Source organism: Streptomyces sp. ADI96-02 (assembly GCF_003846185.1).
Lineage (GTDB): Bacteria > Actinomycetota > Actinomycetes > Streptomycetales > Streptomycetaceae > Streptomyces.
In genome coordinates this window covers 3318622-3335377 of sequence record NZ_ML123034.1, presented here as the reverse complement: position 1 = coordinate 3335377, position 16756 = coordinate 3318622, and the positions used below count along the sequence as shown (strand labels likewise).

Annotated in this window: 18 protein-coding genes and 2 pseudogenes; 8 read left to right on the top strand and 12 right to left on the bottom strand. The window is 69.4% G+C overall.

From position 1 onward, the window contains the following. Nucleotides 1-50: 50 nt before the first annotated feature. The 4 genes from EES43_RS14585 to EES43_RS14570 all read right to left on the bottom strand — a co-directional run bounded on the left by EES43_RS14585 (nt 51) and on the right by EES43_RS14570 (nt 2416). Nucleotides 51-488 (bottom strand): SsgA family sporulation/cell division regulator, encoded by a 438-nt coding sequence (locus tag EES43_RS14585; RefSeq protein WP_124269134.1) that lies wholly within the window; start codon nt 486-488, stop codon nt 51-53. 101 nt (nt 489-589) lie between these two features. Then, nucleotides 590-1357: an IclR family transcriptional regulator gene (locus EES43_RS14580; protein ID WP_277426063.1), complete on the bottom strand. Its 768-nt coding sequence runs from the start codon at nt 1355-1357 to the stop codon at nt 590-592. 386 nt (nt 1358-1743) lie between these two features. Continuing rightward, nucleotides 1744-1956, bottom strand: coding sequence for a DUF5326 family protein (locus EES43_RS14575; protein ID WP_124269132.1), 213 nt, complete (start codon nt 1954-1956; stop codon nt 1744-1746). Nucleotides 1957-2098: 142 nt separating this feature from the next. After that, nucleotides 2099-2416, bottom strand: a complete 318-nt coding sequence (locus tag EES43_RS14570) for a cupin domain-containing protein (RefSeq protein WP_124269131.1) — start codon at nt 2414-2416, stop codon at nt 2099-2101. 89 nt (nt 2417-2505) lie between these two features. On the opposite strand from EES43_RS14570, the gene EES43_RS14565 reads away from it, so the two are divergent. The 4 genes from EES43_RS14565 (at nt 2506) to EES43_RS14550 (ending at nt 5757) form a co-directional block, all read left to right on the top strand. After that, a complete protein-coding gene (locus EES43_RS14565; protein ID WP_124269130.1) occupies nt 2506-2883 on the top strand; it encodes a phage holin family protein in 378 nt (125 codons plus the stop codon). Nucleotides 2884-2948: 65 nt separating this feature from the next. After that, on the top strand, nt 2949-4082 hold the full coding sequence (locus EES43_RS14560; protein WP_124269129.1) for a cystathionine gamma-lyase: 1134 nt from the start codon (nt 2949-2951) through the stop codon (nt 4080-4082). 106 nt (nt 4083-4188) lie between these two features. Beyond that, nucleotides 4189-4668, top strand: a complete 480-nt coding sequence (locus EES43_RS14555) for an NUDIX hydrolase (RefSeq protein ID WP_124269128.1) — start codon at nt 4189-4191, stop codon at nt 4666-4668. Between the two features lie 198 nt (nt 4669-4866). Then, the gene (locus EES43_RS14550; RefSeq protein ID WP_124269127.1) at nt 4867-5757 is read left to right on the top strand and encodes a GNAT family N-acetyltransferase; all 891 of its coding nucleotides are present in this window, start codon (nt 4867-4869) and stop codon (nt 5755-5757) included. A 113-nt stretch (nt 5758-5870) separates the two neighbouring features. Here EES43_RS14550 and EES43_RS14545 read toward each other — a convergent pair whose 3' ends face one another. Together EES43_RS14545 and EES43_RS14540 are read right to left on the bottom strand one after the other, a co-directional pair. Further along, nucleotides 5871-6296, bottom strand: coding sequence for a GlcG/HbpS family heme-binding protein (locus tag EES43_RS14545; RefSeq protein WP_124269126.1), 426 nt, complete (start codon nt 6294-6296; stop codon nt 5871-5873). A gap of 113 nt (nt 6297-6409) precedes the next feature. Then, nucleotides 6410-7621, bottom strand: coding sequence for an MFS transporter (locus EES43_RS14540; RefSeq protein WP_124269125.1), 1212 nt, complete (start codon nt 7619-7621; stop codon nt 6410-6412). Nucleotides 7622-7762: 141 nt separating this feature from the next. On the opposite strand from EES43_RS14540, the gene EES43_RS14535 reads away from it, so the two are divergent. Then, nucleotides 7763-8221, top strand: a complete 459-nt coding sequence (locus tag EES43_RS14535; protein WP_124269124.1) for a MarR family winged helix-turn-helix transcriptional regulator — start codon at nt 7763-7765, stop codon at nt 8219-8221. Between the two features lie 28 nt (nt 8222-8249). After that, the gene (locus tag EES43_RS14530) at nt 8250-8702 is read left to right on the top strand and encodes a GNAT family N-acetyltransferase (RefSeq protein WP_124269123.1); all 453 of its coding nucleotides are present in this window, start codon (nt 8250-8252) and stop codon (nt 8700-8702) included. 152 nt (nt 8703-8854) lie between these two features. Here EES43_RS14530 and EES43_RS14525 read toward each other — a convergent pair whose 3' ends face one another. The 4 genes and pseudogenes from EES43_RS14525 to EES43_RS14510 all read right to left on the bottom strand — a co-directional run bounded on the left by EES43_RS14525 (nt 8855) and on the right by EES43_RS14510 (nt 11493). After that, nucleotides 8855-10237: a serine hydrolase domain-containing protein gene (locus EES43_RS14525; protein ID WP_124269122.1), complete on the bottom strand. Its 1383-nt coding sequence runs from the start codon at nt 10235-10237 to the stop codon at nt 8855-8857. Nucleotides 10238-10333: 96 nt separating this feature from the next. Then, a pseudogene (locus EES43_RS31345) lies at nt 10334-10465 on the bottom strand (ABC transporter permease); the annotation flags it as partial. A 78-nt stretch (nt 10466-10543) separates the two neighbouring features. Next, nucleotides 10544-10812: pseudogene (locus tag EES43_RS14515) on the bottom strand (ATP-binding cassette domain-containing protein); the annotation flags it as partial. A 12-nt stretch (nt 10813-10824) separates the two neighbouring features. Beyond that, complete coding sequence (locus EES43_RS14510; protein WP_124269121.1) at nt 10825-11493, bottom strand: DUF4097 family beta strand repeat-containing protein; 669 nt, start codon at nt 11491-11493, stop codon at nt 10825-10827. Nucleotides 11494-11737: 244 nt separating this feature from the next. Here EES43_RS14510 and EES43_RS14505 point away from each other — a divergent pair, with 244 nt between their 5' ends. Then, nucleotides 11738-12505, top strand: a complete 768-nt coding sequence (locus tag EES43_RS14505) for a helix-turn-helix domain-containing protein (RefSeq protein ID WP_124269120.1) — start codon at nt 11738-11740, stop codon at nt 12503-12505. A 156-nt stretch (nt 12506-12661) separates the two neighbouring features. On the opposite strand, the gene dnaB is transcribed toward EES43_RS14505, so the two are convergent. Continuing rightward, nucleotides 12662-14137: a replicative DNA helicase gene (gene dnaB, locus EES43_RS14500; RefSeq protein ID WP_124269119.1), complete on the bottom strand. Its 1476-nt coding sequence runs from the start codon at nt 14135-14137 to the stop codon at nt 12662-12664. Nucleotides 14138-14595: 458 nt separating this feature from the next. On the opposite strand from dnaB, the gene EES43_RS14495 reads away from it, so the two are divergent. After that, nucleotides 14596-15933 (top strand): MATE family efflux transporter, encoded by a 1338-nt coding sequence (locus EES43_RS14495; protein WP_124269118.1) that lies wholly within the window; start codon nt 14596-14598, stop codon nt 15931-15933. A gap of 199 nt (nt 15934-16132) precedes the next feature. Here the strand turns inward: EES43_RS14495 and rplI are convergent, their stop codons facing one another. Further along, a complete protein-coding gene (rplI, locus tag EES43_RS14490; protein ID WP_124269117.1) occupies nt 16133-16579 on the bottom strand; it encodes a 50S ribosomal protein L9 in 447 nt (148 codons plus the stop codon). Between the last annotated feature and the right edge of the window lie 177 nt (nt 16580-16756).

Genomic DNA, 16756 nt, shown 5'->3' with positions numbered 1-16756 from the left:
GGACGTCGCGGAACCGTGCAGGGTCAGGGCGCGAACACGGGCGTACCCGGTCAGCCCGCGTTCTGCTCCTCGGCGAGGATGCGCCCCAGCGCCTCCTCCAGGTTGCCGTCGAAGTCACCCAGCGTGTGTTCCTGACCCAGCGGAACCAACTTGTCCGTCCGGTCGAGGAAAGCGACCAGCGGCGCGGTGCCCGCACGGAACAGCGCGCGGTCCGCGCCGACCTGGAGCCGGATGTGCACATCGCCCAGGCCCTCGGGCTCGGTCGGCCCGATGTGCACATCGCCGTCACCGCTGGGGCTGTTGAGCCCGTCGAGCAGCAGCTCACGACCGAACGCCCAGGTCACCGGGGCATCACCGGGCAAGTGGAACGTCATACGGATGGCATAGGGATCGCTCACCTCGTACCGGAGCTCCACCGGAATACGGAACGAGAGCTCCTCTGAGACGAGGAAGCTCATCATGACCTCTGCTTGAACCGACTCGCGCATCGTTCAACCCCGCAGTAGATGAATCTGGCCAGGAATGATCCCCCATGGCCCTATTGACGCCATCGTGGTGCACGCGATAGCAGATCACAAGGAGTGATTTTTCAGATACTGATAGAGAACACGAACGAACGCAAGAGGCTCGCCACTTCGCCACGTAGCTGTTCGACTGCGGGCAGCAACCGTTCTTCCCGCTCCAGGGGTACGGAAATGGCCATCGACGCAATGGTGGCACCGGCCGTGATGGGGATGGCGGCGCAAACGGTCCCCAGGGTGTACTCCTGACGTTCGATGACCGGTTCGTCACGCCGGAGCGTTCGCAGACGCTCAAGAAGAGTCGCACGATCTCGCACTGAGTAACGGGTGAGCGGCCGTACGGGGTGCCGGTCGAGGTGGTCCTCCCGGCCCGCCTCGTCGAGCTGACCGAGCAGGCACTGACCGATGGCGTGCGCGTGCCCGGTCTCCCGGAACGAGGCCCACTCGTCGACGGCGGGAGCGTCCGGGGCGTCCGCGACGGCGATGAGCTCGATCTCGCCCTCGCGGTAGACCGCGCAGTACACCGGAACGCCGAAGGCGTCCCGCCACTGCGCGAGGGAGTCGGTGACGAGGGAGCGGTTGCGCACCCCCGGGGCGGCGGTCAGGTTCTCGGCGGCAGCGCCGAGGAGGAAGACCCCGTTCTCCCGGCGGAGATAGCCCTCATGGGCGAGGGTGCGCAGCAGGTGGTAAGCGGTCGGAAGCGGAAGCCCCGCCTCCCGTGCGAGTTGCTTCGCGGGCGCCCCGTGCCGATGGGCGCCCACAGCCTCCAGCAGCCTCAGCGCCCGCTGAACCGAACCGATCAACGTCGGGACAGCGGTACTCGATGCCGTGGTCAAAGGTCACCCCCAGGCATGGTGACGGGCCGTCAGCCCTCCCGTGGGGGCCGCCCCCACGGGCCCGCCGCGATCCTCGGGACCGGAGGAAGCCGGAAACCCGGTGCCCGGCGAGGACCGGGTCGGGCACAGCGACCGGAGGCCAGTGACCTGACAGTCGTACAAACCACTGGTCACTCGGTCGGTTCGGTGACAGAAGGTCACATTCCAGATGGCGGCAGCGGTATGCCACTGTATCGGCCGCTTCCGGCAGATGGGTGGTTTGATCCGGGACTTAGCTCAGCTGGGCTAATCCTCCCGGCCGCCGCATCCGCCCGTAGCCGTCAGCGGAACCTCGCGCAGACCGGTCGGCACAGACCGGTTCGGCGCGCACCCCGTCGTGCCAGGGCCTACCGGTCACCGCGCGAGGAGGAGGACGACATGAACTTGCGCACCACGAACACGAGGCCGCCGACCAGGACGACGAAGACCAGCGCCTTGAAGAGCAGGCCGATCACGAAGCCCACCACGCTGGCGATCAGACCGCCGAACACGAAGATCGCGATGAGGGGCACCGCGACCCACTTCACCCACCAGGGCATCCCCGCGAAAATCTCCCGCACGGCCATCCGCTCCACCTCGTCTCTCCGTTTCCTGCCTCGATGCTAAAGGCGGGAGAGGCGGCGACGGGGGGCCGGCAGCCCTTGAAGACCCCTGATCGAACCCCTAGGGACCAGGGCGGGAGGCCCCGCGGGATCGCGGCGCTCAGCCCTCCGGCGGCGAGAAGACGACCATCACCCGCAGGTCCTCGGTGATGTGGTGGAACTTGTGGGCCACACCCGCGGGGACATAGACGACGCTTCCCCGGCCCACCTGGGTCGTCTCCATCCCGACCGTGATCGCCGCCCGCCCGCTGACCACGAAGTACACCTCGTCCTGCTGGTGCGGCTGCTGCGGGTCGAGGTCGCCCGCGTCGAGCGCGTAGAGGCCGACGGACATGTTCCGCTCCCGCAGGAACTGCAGGTAGGCGCCGTCGTTGGCGGCGCGCTCCGCCTCCAGCTCGTCCAGTCGGAATGCCTTCATGATCCGTCCTGCCCCTCGCGCCTGTGCCGATCCGTACCGGTCCGGGCTGCCGGTGTTCGCCGCTGATCGTGTCTGCCACGATCAGACACATGAAGAATTTCGTAGTCAAGACGATCGCCAACGCGGGTGCGCTGGCCGTGGCCATCTGGCTGTTGAGCAACATCACTCTGGAGGGCGGCAGCACCGGCCGCAAGATCCTCACCGTGATCCTGGTCGCGCTGATCTTCGGCCTGGTGAACTTCCTGGTGAAGCCGGTGGTCCAGCTCCTGACGTTCCCGTTGTTCATCCTCACGCTCGGGCTGATAACGCTGGTGGTCAACGCCCTCATGCTGATGTTGACCTCCTGGCTGGCCGGCCTGTTCGACCTCAGTTTCCACGTCGAGGGCTTCTGGACGGCGGCCCTCGGCGGCCTGATCATCTCGGTCGTCTCCTGGGCCCTCAACGTGGTCCTGCCCGACGAGGACTGAATGCGGGTCTCTGGAAGAGTGCAGGTCACCCGGTGTCCCGCCGGGCAGCACAGTGAAGGAGCAGCATGAACACCCTGGGCGACGGAACGCGTGCGGTACGTGCCGGACTTCCCGAACCGGAGCAGTTCGAACCCACCCTGCCCGGTCCGGTCTTCGCCGCGCACTTCCACCTCTCCGGCGAGCCGGTGGGCCCGTACACCTACGGCCGCGACACCAACCCGACGTGGACGCATCTGGAGCGGGCGATCGGCGAGCTGGAGGCCCCCGGCGAGGAGGTGAGCACGACGGTGTTCGCCTCGGGCATGGCCGCGATCACGGCTGTGCTGCTCTCCCAGGTCCGCACGGGCGACACCGTGGTGCTGCCGGACGACGGCTACCAGGCCCTGCCGCTCGTGCGGGAGCAGTTGGCCGCCTACGGCGTGGCGGTCCGCACCGCACCGACCGGAGGCGATGCGCAGCTGGCCCTGCTGGCGGGGGCGAAGCTGCTGTGGATCGAGAGCCCGTCCAATCCGGGCCTGGACGTCTGCGACATCCGCCGGCTCGTCGACGCGGCGCACGCGGCGGGCGCGCTGGTCGCCGTGGACAACACGCTGGCCACCCCGATCGGTCAGCGCCCGCTGGAGCTCGGCGCGGACTTCTCCGTCGCCAGTGACACCAAGGGCATGACGGGGCACGGCGACCTCCTGCTCGGACACGTGACCTGCCGCGACCCCGGGCTGACGGCGGACATCCGACGCTGGCGCAAGGTCGTCGGCGCGATCCCCGGCCCGATGGAGGCCTGGCTCGCCCACCGCTCGCTGGCCACGCTGCACCTGCGCGTCGACCGTCAGTGCGCCACGGCGCTGGCGCTCGCCGAGGCACTGGGCAGGCGGAGCGAGGTGAGCGGGCTGCGGTATCCGGGGCTGCCGACCGACCCGTCGTACGCCACCGCCGTCCGGCAGATGCGGCGCTTCGGCTCCGTGGTCTCGTTCGAACTGGCCGACCGTGAGACCGCCGAACGCTTCCTGGCAGCGCTCCGGCTGGTCGACGACGCGACGAGCTTCGGCGGCGTCCGTTCCACCGCCGAGCGGCGGGGGCGCTGGGGCGGCGACGCCGTATCGGAAGGCTTCGTCCGCTTCTCCGTCGGCGCGGAGGACCCGCAGGACCTGCTCGCGGACGTCGAGCAGGCACTGGACGCAGCCGGAGGGCTGCCCGCCTGAAGCCGCCCGCCAGGGGCACACGTCTCGGTGGCGCGCACCTCGGTCGTCCGGCGGCCGGGTGAGCCCCGGTAGTTTCAGACGGGTCTCCGCGGGCCACTCTCTTGCCATGACCGAACGTCCTGTGGTCAAGCGCACCGCACGCGCCATCCTGCTCGACGGCGACGACCTCGTCCTCATCAAACGCACCAAGCCGGGGGTCGATCCCTACTGGCTCACACCGGGCGGCGGCGTCGAGCCCGAGGACGCCACGGTCGTCGACGCCCTGCACCGCGAGGTCGACGAGGAACTGGGCGCCAAGATCGTCGATGTGGTGCCCTGCTTCGTCGACACCGTCGAGCACATCACGGACGGCGGTGTGACGGGGGTGAAGGTCCAGCACTTCTTCGTCTGCCGGCTGGCCTCCATGGACCTGTCCCGTCGGCACGGACCGGAGATCGACGAGCCCTGCGGGGAGTACGAGATCGTCCGCGTCCCGTTCAGTCGGGTGGGCATCGCCGCCGTACACCTCGTACCGCTCTCGCTCCGCCACTACCTGGACGGCAACATCGAGGGCGTACGGGCGATGCACGCCCCCGACCTGGGCTGAAGCACCCTTCGCAGGACCGACGGCTCCCGGCACGGCGTACCCGGCGCGGTGTTTCACGTGAAACCAATCGGACGCCCTGTACAGCGGGGACTGCTCGTCGCCCACGTCTCCGCCTCCGTGAGCCGCCCCGTCTGCGGTTCTCAGCCACTTCCACCAAACCGGTGGACGGGCGATGATCGCGTCAGACAGCCTGACCTCATGCACAGCCCATCACCCAGCCTCCTCGATCTGCCCGTTCGGCGCCTCACCCGGGAGGACCTGGTCCCCTGCGCCGATCTCTGCGAGGACCGCGGCTGGCCCCGCGACGAGCACCGATGGGGCCTCCTCCTCTCGGCGAGCACGGCGTACGGAGTGGACGCGCCGGACGGCAAGGGGCTGATGGCGTGCTGTGTGGTGACGTCCTACGGGCCGGGGCTGGCGGCCGTCGGCATGCTGCTCGTCGCCGGACGCTACGCCCGGCAGGGGGTCGCCCGGCGACTCATGCGGCACGTGATGAAGGCCGTCGGCTCCACCCCGCTCGCGCTGTACGCGACCTCCCAGGGCGCCCCGCTCTACGAAGCGCTCGGGTTCTCCCACTCGGGACGGGCCGAGCGGCTGGAGGGCCGTTTCGTCGCGGACGGCGCGAAGGCATCCGGCTCCGGTGTCCATACGCGTCCGGCTGTCCGTACGCGTCCGGCGGCGGCCGACGATCTGCGGGAGCTGGTCGGGCTCGACCTCCCGGTCTTCGGCACCGACCGGACGCACATCATCGCGCGGCTTCCTGCCTTCTGCGACGGACTCCAGGTCTCCGAGGAGAACGGCGAGCTGACCGGGTACGCGGGCCTGTGGCCGAGCGGGAACACCCACGTGATCGGCCCGGTGATCGCCCGGGACACGGTGACGGCGAAGGCTCTCGTGACCGCGCTGGCCGCGACGACGGACCGGCCGCTGCGGATCGACGTCGACGCGCGGCACGAGGAACTGCTCGGTTGGCTGGAGGACCGCGGCATGAAGCCCGCGGCCGGGACGGCCGTGATGACGTACGGCATTCCGGCACTGCCGGGGGACGCCGCCCGCAGGTTCGTCCCGCTCACTCTCGCGACGGGCTGACGCGGAACGGCGGGCCGTCCAGCCGAACAGCCGCGCCGCCTGAAGGGCGGCGCGGCTGTCGTATCACTCGGCGGACGTCTCGCTCGGCGGACGTCCGATGTCCGGGCCGAAGCTCAGACGAGGGTGTCAGCGGCGGCCGAGGCGAATTCGTGGTCCTGCGCGGGCGCTCCGCCGCCGATCCCGATCGCTCCGATCAGACGGCCGTCGCGGTGCAGCGGGACGCCTCCGGCGAGGAAGAGCAGCGGGCGGTCCAGCGCCGTCGGCAGGGTGTGGAAGAGGCCGCCGGGCTGGACGGCGTCGACCAGGTCCGCCGTGGGGCTGTCGAGCTGCAGGGCGGTGAACGCCTTGCGGGTGCTCGTCTCACCGGCGATGAGGACGGCGCGGTCGTCGCGGCGGAAGGCCAGCAGGTGCCCGCCGGCGTCCACGACGCTCACGGCGACGGCGACTCCGGCCGAGGCTGCGGCGGCGGCGGCCCCTTCGATGAGTGCTTCCGCGTCCTGGATGGTCAGGGGGGCGACTGCGGTCGTGGTGGTGCTCATGGAAGTGCTTCCTGTCGGTGTGGAGGTACGGGTGGTGGGGAGGACTGACGGGTGTCTCGTCGGTCAGGCCTGACGCCTGGAGCACGGCCTGACCGACGGGACGCCCCGGAGGGTCAGTGCCGGGCCGCGGCGGCCAGGGGCTCGGGGGCGGCTTCGGCGGCGGAACGGGCCGCTCCGGCGGGCTCCCGACGCTCCAGCACGCTGGAGAGCACAGCCAGGACCAGGGCCGAGGCGGCGAGCGCGGCGCCGACCCAGTTGGGCGCGGTGTAGCCGAGGCCGGCCGCGATCACCAGACCGCCCAGCCAGGCGGCCAGCGCGTTGCCGAGGTTGAAGGCCCCGATGTTGACCGCGGAGGCCAGGGTGGGGGCGCCTGCCGCCTGGTCGAGAACGCGCTTCTGCAGCGGGGGCACGGTCGCGAAGCCCAGTCCGCCGATGAGGACGATGGTGACGGCTGCGGCGATCTGGTTGTGAGCGGTCACGGTGAACAGGGCCAGGACCAGGGCGAGCGCCCCGAGCGAGACGTACAGCATCGGCATGAGGTGGCGGTCGGCGAACTTGCCTCCGATGAGGTTTCCGCCGACCATGCCCAGGCCGAAGAGAACCAGCAGCCAGGTGACGGACGAGGCCGAGTAACCGGCGATATCCGTCATCATCGGGGTGATGTAGGTGATCGCCGCGAAGACTCCGCCGAAGCCGAGCACGGTCATGGCCATCGCGAGGAGCACCTGGACGTTGCGGAAGGCGGCCAGTTCGTGGCGGATGCGTACGCCTTCGGCCTTGGGCTGCTCGGGGACGAGCTTCGCCACGCCGAGGAGGCCGATGACGCCGAGGGCCGCGACGAGGAAGAACGTGATCCGCCAGCCTGCGGTCTGCCCGATGAAGGTGCCGAGCGGTACGCCGACCACGTTGGCGACGGTGAGGCCGGTGAACATCATGGCGATGGCGCCGGCCTTCTTGTGCGGGGCGACCAGATCGGCCGCGACCACCGAGCCGATGCCGAAGAAGGCACCGTGCGCGAGGGAAGCGATCACTCGTCCGGCCAGCATGACGCCGAAGACGGGTGCGATCGCGGAGATCACGTTGCCCACGATGAAGAGCCCCATCAGGAGCATCAGCATGCGCTTGCGGGTCACGCGGGTGCCGAGCAGCGTCATGAGCGGAGCACCGAGGACCACGCCGAGCGCGTAGCCGGTGACGAGGAAGCCTGCGGTCGGGATGGAGACCTGGAAGTCACCGGCGACCTCAGGGAGCAACCCCATGATCACGAACTCGGTCGTTCCGATCCCGAATGCCCCAATGGCGAGGGCGAGGAGCGCGAGCGGCATGGGTTTCACCTTCCCTGAAGATTGCGTCTGCGCCTTACGAGCGTCCACAATAATTGCAGACGCTGGCTAAATGCAAGCGCGGGCTATTGCAGGTGTCCCCTATCCTGGAATCACCACGCTCCCGTACGGAGGAGAGACCCCATGACCGCGACCGATCCCGCTCTCACCGCCCTCGCGCAGGGCTGGTGCGCTCTCTCCCTGCTCCACGGCAAGATCGAGACCCGCGTCGAGCGGGCCCTGCAAGCGGGCCACGGGCTCAGCTCGCGCGAGTACTCGCTGCTGGACGTGTTGAGCCGGCAGCACAACGGTCCCGGCGGCCACCTTCAGATGAAGCAGGTGGCTGACGCCGTGGTGCTCAGTCAGAGCGCCACCACGCGCCTGGTCACACGGCTGGAGGACCGCGGGCTGCTGACCCGCTACCTGTGCGACACCGATCGCCGGGGCATCTACACCGACGTCACCGAGGCCGGGTTGGCGTTGCTCGAAGCGGCCCGTCCGACCAACGACCGCGCACTGCGGACAGCCCTCGACGAGGCGTCCCTGGTCCCTGAGCTCGCCCCTCTCGTCAGGGTCGTCGAGGAGCGCCAGGTCCCTGCCTGACCACGACCTGCCGCGTACTGTGCCGACCATGAGCGAACTCGGGATACGCCCCGTCGGCCTCGCCGACCTTCCTGCTGTGGTGGCCATGCTCGCGGACGACCCGCTCGGAGCGCAGCGCGAGTCTCCGGACGACCTCGGTCCGTACGAAGCGGCGTTCCACCGGCTGGCCGACGACCCGAACCAGCACGTCGTCGTCGCCGTGCGCGAGGGACGGGTGGTCGGCACCCTCCACTTGACGATCGTCCCCGGGCTGTCCCGGCGCGGCGCGACTCGCTCGATCATCGAGGGGGTCCGCATCCACGGTGACGAGCGCGGCACCGGCCTGGGCACGGAGCTGATCCAGTGGGCGGTGGAGGAATCCCGGCGCAGGGAATGCCAGTTGGTGCAGCTCACGTCGGATGTGACGCGTCAGGACGCGCACCGCTTCTACGAACGGCTGGGCTTCACGGCCAGCCACGTGGGCTTCAAGCTGGCGCTCTGAACAGGGCCTGAGGGCCTGAGCATGCTCTGAGCGAGAAGTCCGCTCAGAGCATGGGGTCCGCTCTGCGCGAGGACCCGGAGCGCGCTGGAGCTGCTCGGACCGGAGCGGGTGTTTCACGTGAAACACCCGCTCCGGTCCGTCGCAGCCCGCGCTCAGACGCCGGATCCGCGCCAGCCCTCTCCGTCCACGCCGCCTGGCACATCCGTCCCGGCTTCATAGGGCTCGCGGGTGAAGACGAACGAGCCCAGGTCGAGATGGTCCACCGAACCGTCCTGCCTGCGCACGACACGCAGGGTCTCCCCCGCGTAGTAGTCGTCCTGCCCCTTCCACGTACCGTCCGGCTGGGCGACGAAGGATGTGCCGCGACCCGCGACGGCCAGCGGCCTGAGCTCCAGACCGCGATCCACGGCCGCCTTCACCACGAACGTATGGGTCCCCCAGTGCCAGATGCCCGTCAGCCCCAGCAGCTCATCGTCGAACTCGGGCAGCGGCTTCCACGGCTCCGGGATCCGCGGCTCCGCGTCCGCGACGATGGCGACGAGCTCGGCTGCGACCACTCCGACGAGCGGACCGGACGTGGCGTTGGCGAGGACGACCGCCGCGACGTCGTCCTCCTCGCTGAACCACAGCGCGGCGACGAATCCGGGCAGCGAACCCGCGTGCCCCACCAGCACACGGCTGCCGTCTCCTCCTCCGACGAGCTGGAGCCCGAGACCGTATCCGCTGCTGCCTGGCTCGGTGGGCGCCGCGGACCTGCGCATCTCTCGTACAGAAGCTGCTGACAGGATCCGGTCGTCGCCTTCGGAGAGGAAGGCGGCGAACCTCAGCAGATCAGCGGCGGTCGACCAGAGCTGACCGGCCGGCGCCATCAGCCCGAGATCCTCGGCGGGCTCCCTCAGCAGCACGTCGGCCCAGGGATGAACGGCCCACCCGTCGGCATGCGGAGCGACCGGCCGCGTCGTCGTACGGCGCATGCCCAGCGGCTCCAGGATCTCGCGGTTCAACACCTCTTCCCAGGAGGCCCCGCGCACCGCCTCCACCAGTGAACCCAGGAGGGTGTAACCGGGGTTGGAGTAGTGGTGACGATGGCCTGCCGGGTGCAGTTGCGGGCGCTCGCCGAGCACGTCGGCCAGTTCGGGGCGCAGGCTGCCCGAGGTCCGTTCCCACCAGGGGGCGGGCGTCTCGGCTCCCAGCCCCGCGCTGTGCCCGAGCAGTTGGAAGACCGTCACCCTGCCCGCTCCGGTGCCGGGAAGGTGCTTCTCCAGCGGATCGCCCAGATCGATGAGCCCCTCGTCGCGCAGCCGCATGACGAGTACGGCGGTGAACGTCTTGGTGATCGAGCCGATCCGGTACTGCGTACCGGCATCCGAGGCGTGCCCCTCGACACCTGTTCGCGCCCCGCTCCAGACCATGCGTCCCTGCCTCCCCACAGCGGCGACGAGGGAGGGCGCCCGGCCCTCGCGCTGGGCGGTGGCCGTGCGGTGCAGAAGGGCACGCCGGGTGCTGGGGAGGAGATCTTCAGAGGAAGTGTTCATGCTCCACCCATACCTGAAGGCACGTCACCTCACCAGCGGTTATGTCGGCGTACGCGGCCCTGGTGCGGAACAAGTCGCGGAAGACGCCCGGCGTGGTCACGACGGCTGCTTCGGATCGCGGTTGAACGTCGAGGTGGACCAGAAGTAGCCGAGCACTGCCAGCCCGAGGCACCAGGCGACGGCGAGCCACCCGTTGCGGCCGATCCCGGTGCCGAGCAGGAGCCCGCGCGGTGCGGTTCGCCTCTCCGCCCGTGAGGCCGGCGCTCATCGTGTTGCCGAAGACGTATACGAAGGGCAGGAGCAGCATGCCGAGAACTGTCCCGTGACACCGATCCCGGACCGCACCGCCCGGAAGTCGGTGGCCAGGTCGTGGCCGCCTACACGGATGTCGCCGGAGCCCGGACCGGGCGCCGGGAGCGTGGAGAGGATCTTGACGACGGTGGTCTTGCCGGCGCCGTTCGGACCGAGCAGGGAGAAGTCGACGCTTCGGGGACGGCCAGGTCGACGCCGTCCAGCACGGTCTTGCCGCCGTAGGACTTGAGCAGCCCGTTCGCGGCGATGGCCCGGTCGGTCATGGTGGGTGTTCCTCAGAGGCTGCGGGCGGTGATGTCGCCGAAGGCGGTGGTCGCGTGGATGCTCAGGTCTGCGGTGCCGTCGGCGTTCTTGAGCGCGTTGTGGATCCGGCCGTGGCCGGTGCCCGCGTCCAGGGAGGCCGAGACGCCGCGGGCCGCCGCGACCGACAGGTCGCCGGCCTCGGTGCGCAGCCGGACCGTTCCGCGCACGGCCTCGGCGATGTGGATGTCGCCCTTCTGCGTGCTGATCTCCGCCGGGCCGCCCAGCCGGCCGACCGAGATGTCTCCGGCGAGGAGAGTGAGGCGGGCGCCGTCGGCCTCGTCGAGCTTGACGGTGGCCCGCTGCCCCTCGAAGGCCACGTCGCCGAGCCGCCCGACGCCGCGCAACTCGGCGTCGGCCGCCCTCGCCTCGATGTGCGAGCCGACGGGCAGCCGCACGGTCATTTCGACGGATCCGGAGCTGCCGAGGATCCGGTTCTCCGCCGGGGAAGCCTCGATCCGCAGGACGCCGTCCCCGTAGGCGACCGTGATCCGCTCCGCCGCCTTCACGTCGCAGCCCTTCGAGGCGTCCGCGGGCAGGATCTCGACCGTGGTGTCGGACCGTTCCGCGGCGATGAACCGAAGGTGTCCTGCGGGGATGTCGAGGACGGCGAGGACTGGGGCGGGGGTGTCGAACTTCTGCATCGTTCTCTCCTTGGCCGCAATGTTTCTGACACCAGAAACGCTACGTTGCGTTCACAAATACATCAACACACTCGTTGCATGACTTCGCAATAAGCGCAGCTCAAAGCAGCAAAAGTGTTGCATTGGATTGACTTGCAACGCAACGTATCAGCGATCTCTCGTTGCAATGAATGAGGAATGAACGCTATAGTCGGACTGTCGGGGACCGCCTGGAAGATCACCCCGCGGAAGAGCAGGAGACGCGATGCCGGGAGGCAGACTCACCCAGCAGGAGCGCCGGCAGATCGCGCTGGGACTGACCGAGGGCCTCGCCTACGCGGAGATCGCCAGAGGCATCGACCGCCCCACGTCGACGGTCACACGCGAGGTGATGCGCAACGGCGGCCCCATCGCCTACCGCGCCGACCTTGCGCATCGCGCCACCGAGCAGCGCGCGCACCGCCGCCGTCAGACCGCGCGCCGAGAGTCGGTGGCGGCCACGCCGGCCCCCGGGCGGGACGCGGACGCCGTGCACGCGTACGAGGAGGCGTTCACCGCCCTCCTCATGCAGTCGGGGCTGCCCAAGATGACGGCCCGCGTTCTGGTGTCCCTCTACACCACCGACGAGGGCAGCCTCACCGCGTCCGAACTCGTCCAGCGCCTCCGAGTCAGCCCGGCGTCCATCTCCAAGGCGGTCGCCTTCCTCGAAGGCCAGGGCCTCATCCGCCGGGAACGCGACGACCGCCGCCGCGAGCGCTACATCGCCGACGACGACGTCTGGTACCAGTCGATGATCGCCAGCGCCCGTTCCCACGCCGTGCTCGCCGAGACGGCACGGCAGGGCGTCGGCATCCTCGGCCCCGACAGCCCGGCCGCCACCCGCCTGGAGAACATCGCCCGCTTCGTCGACTTCGTCGGCGAGAGCATCACCCGCGCCGCGGAACAGGCCCGCGAAATCCTCTCCACGAAACCCGAAACACCCCCGCCCCCGCCCTCGGACGAGCCGCCCGCGCCGCGCCCCGATCGCGGCTAGCCGACCACGAACAGCCGGGGGGCGAGTCAGCTCGGGACACCGAATCTCGGCCTGCCGAGTCACCCGACCCTCCCTCAGAAGCCGAGCCGATGGGCCGCTGAATGGCCACCGGCCTGGACGTGCGGCCAGCCGATCCGAGATCCCGGACCGCACCCCTCAGGTCTGGGCCATGTCCACGAAGCGGGAGTAGTGGCCCTGGAAGGCCACGGTGATGGTGGCCGTCGGGCCGTTACGGTGCTTGGCCACGATCAGGTCCGCCTCGCCCGCTCGCGGTGACTCCTTCTCGTAGGCGTCCTCGCGGTGGAGCAGGATGACCATGTCCGCGTCCTGCTCGATGGAGCCGGACTCACGCAGGTCGGAGACCATCGGCTTCTTGTCCGTGCGCTGCTCGGGGCCACGGTTCAGCTGGGAGAGCGCGATGACCGGGAGCTCCAGCTCCTTGGCCAGCAGCTTGAGGTTTCGGGACATGTCCGAGACCTCCTGCTGTCGGCTCTCGGCGCGCTTGGCCCCTCCGGACTGCATCAGCTGGAGGTAGTCGATGACCACGAGCTTGAGCTCGTTGCGCTGCTTCAGACGGCGGCACTTGGCGCGGATCTCCATCATCGACAGGTTCGGGGAGTCGTCGATGTAGAGCGGAGCGGCCGAGACGTCCGGCATCCGTCGCGCGAGGCGCGTCCAGTCCTCGTCCGTCATCGTGCCGGAGCGCATGTGGTGCAGGGCCACCCGCGCCTCCGCGGACAGCAGGCGCATCGCGATCTCGTTGCGGCCCATTTCCAGGGAGAAGATCACGCTGGGCAGGTTGCCCTTGATCGAACAGGCGCGGGCGAAGTCCAGCGCCAGTGTCGACTTTCCCATGGCGGGACGCGCCGCGATGACGATCATCTGCCCCGGGTGCAGTCCGTTCGTCAGGGCGTCCAGGTCGGTGAAGCCTGTCGGGACGCCCGTCATCTCGCCGCTGCGCGATCCGATCGCCTCGATCTCGTCGAGAGCGCCTTCCATGATGTCGCCGAGGGGCAGGTAGTCCTCGCTGGTGCGCTGCTCGGTGACGGCGTAGATCTCGGCCTGGGCGGAGTTGACGATCTCGTCGACGTCCCCGTCCGCCGCGTATCCCATCTGCGTGATCTTCGTGCCCGCCTCGACCAGCCGCCGGAGCACCGCCCGTTCGTGGACGATCTCCGCGTAGTACGAGGCGTTGGCCGCGGTCGGGACGGACTGCACGAGGGTGTGCAGGTAAGGCGCTCCGCCGACCTTGGTGATCTCACCGCGCTTGACCAGTTCCGCGGCGACGGTGATCGGGTCGGCCGGCTCGCCCTTGGCGTAGAGGTCGAGGATCGCGGTGTAGACGGTCTCATGGGCCGGGCGGTAGAAGTCGTGGCCCTTGATGATCTCCACGACGTCCGCGATGGCGTCCTTGGACAGCAGCATGCCGCCGAGCACCGACTGCTCCGCGTCCAGGTCCTGGGGAGGCACCCGCTCGAAGCTCGGGGACCCGCCGTCCCAGCCCTCGTCCGAGCCCCTGTCGTGCCGGTCCTCGCGGCCCTTGCGCTCCCCGCGGCGCTGACGGGAGACAGGCAGACGGTCGCTGGGACCGACGTCGGCCCAGGGGTCGTCCAAAGGCTCGGGAATGCTCACCGGGCCACCTCCTCCCGTCCGCTTCGCGGACCTAGCCGTGCCACTCTTTCTTACGGCACGGCACCGACAAACAGGTCGCCCGACTCCGCTTCCGGCGCGTCTGGTTCTGCTGATCCCCCGGCCGGAACGGAGTGCGGGCGCCGGACCACGGTAGGCCCGTCGGCACCGTCAGCCAATCTGGTTATCCACAGGGCATGTGGACGACGGACCAGATGCTGTGGAGAACTCTGCGGATCCTGTGCACGGACCGGGGGACAGTACTGTGGACAAACTCATAGCCGCGTCGCCATCGCCCCTTTGACCTGCACATTCTCCGTCCACCGACTGTGGGAGAGAAAAACTTTCGTCCTCATTTCAAGATCACCGCGAACAGGGCGGGAAGGAAGCCGCCCCGGCGCTCTTCGTAAGGGTCACAGAGGGATTGCATCTCTTACCTGTGGAAGATTAGATTGACCCCCATGACTCAGGCACCCACGCCCCCGAAAGCGAGCCGCCGACGGCATGACCGGGAGATCGTCGCCCTCGCCGTGCCGGCCTTCGGCGCGCTGGTCGCCGAGCCGCTGTTCGTCATGGTCGACAGTGCCGTCGTCGGCCACCTCGGCACTCCACAGCTGGCCGGTCTCGGTATCGCCGCCGCCCTGCTGATGACCGCCGTGAGCGTCTTCGTCTTCCTCGCCTACGCCACCACAGCCGCCGTCGCCCGCCGCGTCGGCGCGGGAGACCTCTCCGCCGCGATCCGGCAGGGCATGGACGGCATCTGGCTGGCCCTGCTGCTCGGCGCTGTCGTCGTCACCGTCACCGTCCCCGCCGCACCCTGGCTGGTGGACGTCTTCGGCGCGTCCGACACCGCCGCGCCCCACGCCATCACCTACCTGCGGATCTCCAGCTTCGGCATCCCCGCGATGCTCGTCGTGCTCGCGGCCACCGGAGTGCTGCGCGGCCTCCAGGACACCCGCACCCCGCTGTACGTCGCCATCGGCGGCTTCACGGCGAACGCCGTGCTCAACGTCGCCCTCGTCTACGGAGTCGGCCTCGGCATCGCCGGATCGGCATGGGGCACGGTGATCGCCCAGTTGGGCATGGCAGCCGCCTATCTGGTCGTGGTCGTCCGGGGAGCCCGCAGACACGGCGCGTCCCTGCGGCCGGACGGCGCCGGGATCAGGGCCTGCGCCCGGGCAGGCGTCCCCCTGCTGGTCCGGACTCTGTCACTGCGGGCCGTCCTGATGATCGCCACAGCCGTGGCAGCCCGACTCGGCGACAATGACATCGCCGCGCACCAGATCATCCTCTCCCTCTGGAGCCTGACCGCCTTCGCGCTCGACGCCATCGCCATCGCGGGCCAGGCCATCATCGGCCGCTACCTGGGAGCGGGCGACGAGAAGGGAGCCCGACAGGCCTGCCGCCGGATGGTCGAGTGGGGGATCGGCTGCGGGATCGTCCTCGGCGTACTGATCGTGCTCGCCCGTCCTGTGTTCATTCCGCTGTTCACCAGCGATCCAGCCGTGAAGGACACTCTGCTCCCCGCGCTCCTCGTGGTAGCCGTCGCCCAGCCGGTCGCCGGTGTCGTCTTCGTGCTGGACGGTGTGCTCATGGGCGCGGGAGACGGCTGGTATCTGGCCTGGGCGATGCTCGTGACACTCGCCGCGTTCGCCCCCGTCGCCCTGCTGGTGCCATCCCTCGGCGGCGGTCTTACGGCGCTGTGGTGGGCAATGGTCCTGATGATGGCCGTGCGCCTCGCCACGCTCTGGCTGCGGACCCGCTCGGGACGGTGGATCGTCACCGGGGCGACGCGCTGAATCCGGGGCCGCTCCCGAGCCGGTCATGTTTCACGTGAAACGGGGCCGGCCGCCCCGGTTTGGGCTCACGCATGGCTGTTTCACGTGAAACCGTACGCACCAAGGTCCGGAGCCCAGGAGCGGAGAGGCATTCGCGCGCGATGAAGGGCCGCACCCAACGCGGGGTGCGGCCCTTCATCGACTCTGCTGAGCTCTGCCCTTAGGCAGCAACGACCTCGACACCGAGCTTCGCTGCGACCTCGGGGTGCAGACGCACGGACACCTGGTGCCCGCCGAGCGTCTTGATCGGCGAGCCGAGCTCGACGCGACGCTTGTCGACGTCGGGACCGCCGGCGGCCTTGATCGCCGAGGCGATGTCGGCCGGGGTGACGGAGCCGAAGAGACGGCCGGCGTCGCCGGAGCGAACGGCCAGGCGAACCTTCACGCTCTCGAGCTTGGCCTTGATCTCGTTGGCCTGCTCGATCGTCGCGATCTCGTGGATCTTGCGGGCGCGGCGGATCTGCGCCACGTCCTTCTCGCCGCCCTTGGTCCAGCGAATGGCGAAGCCACGCGGAACCAGGTAGTTACGGGCGTACCCGTCCTTGACGTCGACGACGTCGCCGGCGGCACCGAGGCCGGAGACCTCGTGGGTGAGGATGATCTTCATGCTGTTGTCACCCTTCCCTTATCGCGCGGTGGACGTGTAGGGCAGCAGCGCCATCTCACGGCTGTTCTTGACTGCCGTGGCGACGTCACGCTGGTGCTGCGTGCAGTTGCCGGTCACGCGGCGGGCACGGATCTTGCCGCGGTCGGAAATGAACTTCCGCAGCATGTTCGTGTCCTT

Bases quoted from the DNA above. Each gene is read 5' to 3' on its own strand.
- EES43_RS14585 (WP_124269134.1), bottom strand. From the start codon at position 488: ATGCGCGAGTCGGTTCAAGCAGAGGTCATGATGAGCTTCCTCGTCTCA.
- EES43_RS14570 (WP_124269131.1), bottom strand. From the start codon at position 2,416: ATGAAGGCATTCCGACTGGACGAGCTGGAGGCGGAGCGCGCCGCCAAC.
- EES43_RS14565 (WP_124269130.1), top strand. From the start codon at position 2,506: ATGAAGAATTTCGTAGTCAAGACGATCGCCAACGCGGGTGCGCTGGCC.
- EES43_RS14560 (WP_124269129.1), top strand. From the start codon at position 2,949: ATGAACACCCTGGGCGACGGAACGCGTGCGGTACGTGCCGGACTTCCC.
- EES43_RS14555 (WP_124269128.1), top strand. From the start codon at position 4,189: ATGACCGAACGTCCTGTGGTCAAGCGCACCGCACGCGCCATCCTGCTC.
- EES43_RS14550 (WP_124269127.1), top strand. From the start codon at position 4,867: ATGCACAGCCCATCACCCAGCCTCCTCGATCTGCCCGTTCGGCGCCTC.
- EES43_RS14545 (WP_124269126.1), bottom strand. From the start codon at position 6,296: ATGAGCACCACCACGACCGCAGTCGCCCCCCTGACCATCCAGGACGCG.
- EES43_RS14540 (WP_124269125.1), bottom strand. From the start codon at position 7,621: ATGCCGCTCGCGCTCCTCGCCCTCGCCATTGGGGCATTCGGGATCGGA.
- EES43_RS14535 (WP_124269124.1), top strand. From the start codon at position 7,763: ATGACCGCGACCGATCCCGCTCTCACCGCCCTCGCGCAGGGCTGGTGC.
- EES43_RS14530 (WP_124269123.1), top strand. From the start codon at position 8,250: ATGAGCGAACTCGGGATACGCCCCGTCGGCCTCGCCGACCTTCCTGCT.
- EES43_RS14525 (WP_124269122.1), bottom strand. From the start codon at position 10,237: ATGAACACTTCCTCTGAAGATCTCCTCCCCAGCACCCGGCGTGCCCTT.
- EES43_RS14510 (WP_124269121.1), bottom strand. From the start codon at position 11,493: ATGCAGAAGTTCGACACCCCCGCCCCAGTCCTCGCCGTCCTCGACATC.
- EES43_RS14505 (WP_124269120.1), top strand. From the start codon at position 11,738: ATGCCGGGAGGCAGACTCACCCAGCAGGAGCGCCGGCAGATCGCGCTG.
- EES43_RS14495 (WP_124269118.1), top strand. From the start codon at position 14,596: ATGACTCAGGCACCCACGCCCCCGAAAGCGAGCCGCCGACGGCATGAC.
- rplI (WP_124269117.1), bottom strand. From the start codon at position 16,579: ATGAAGATCATCCTCACCCACGAGGTCTCCGGCCTCGGTGCCGCCGGC.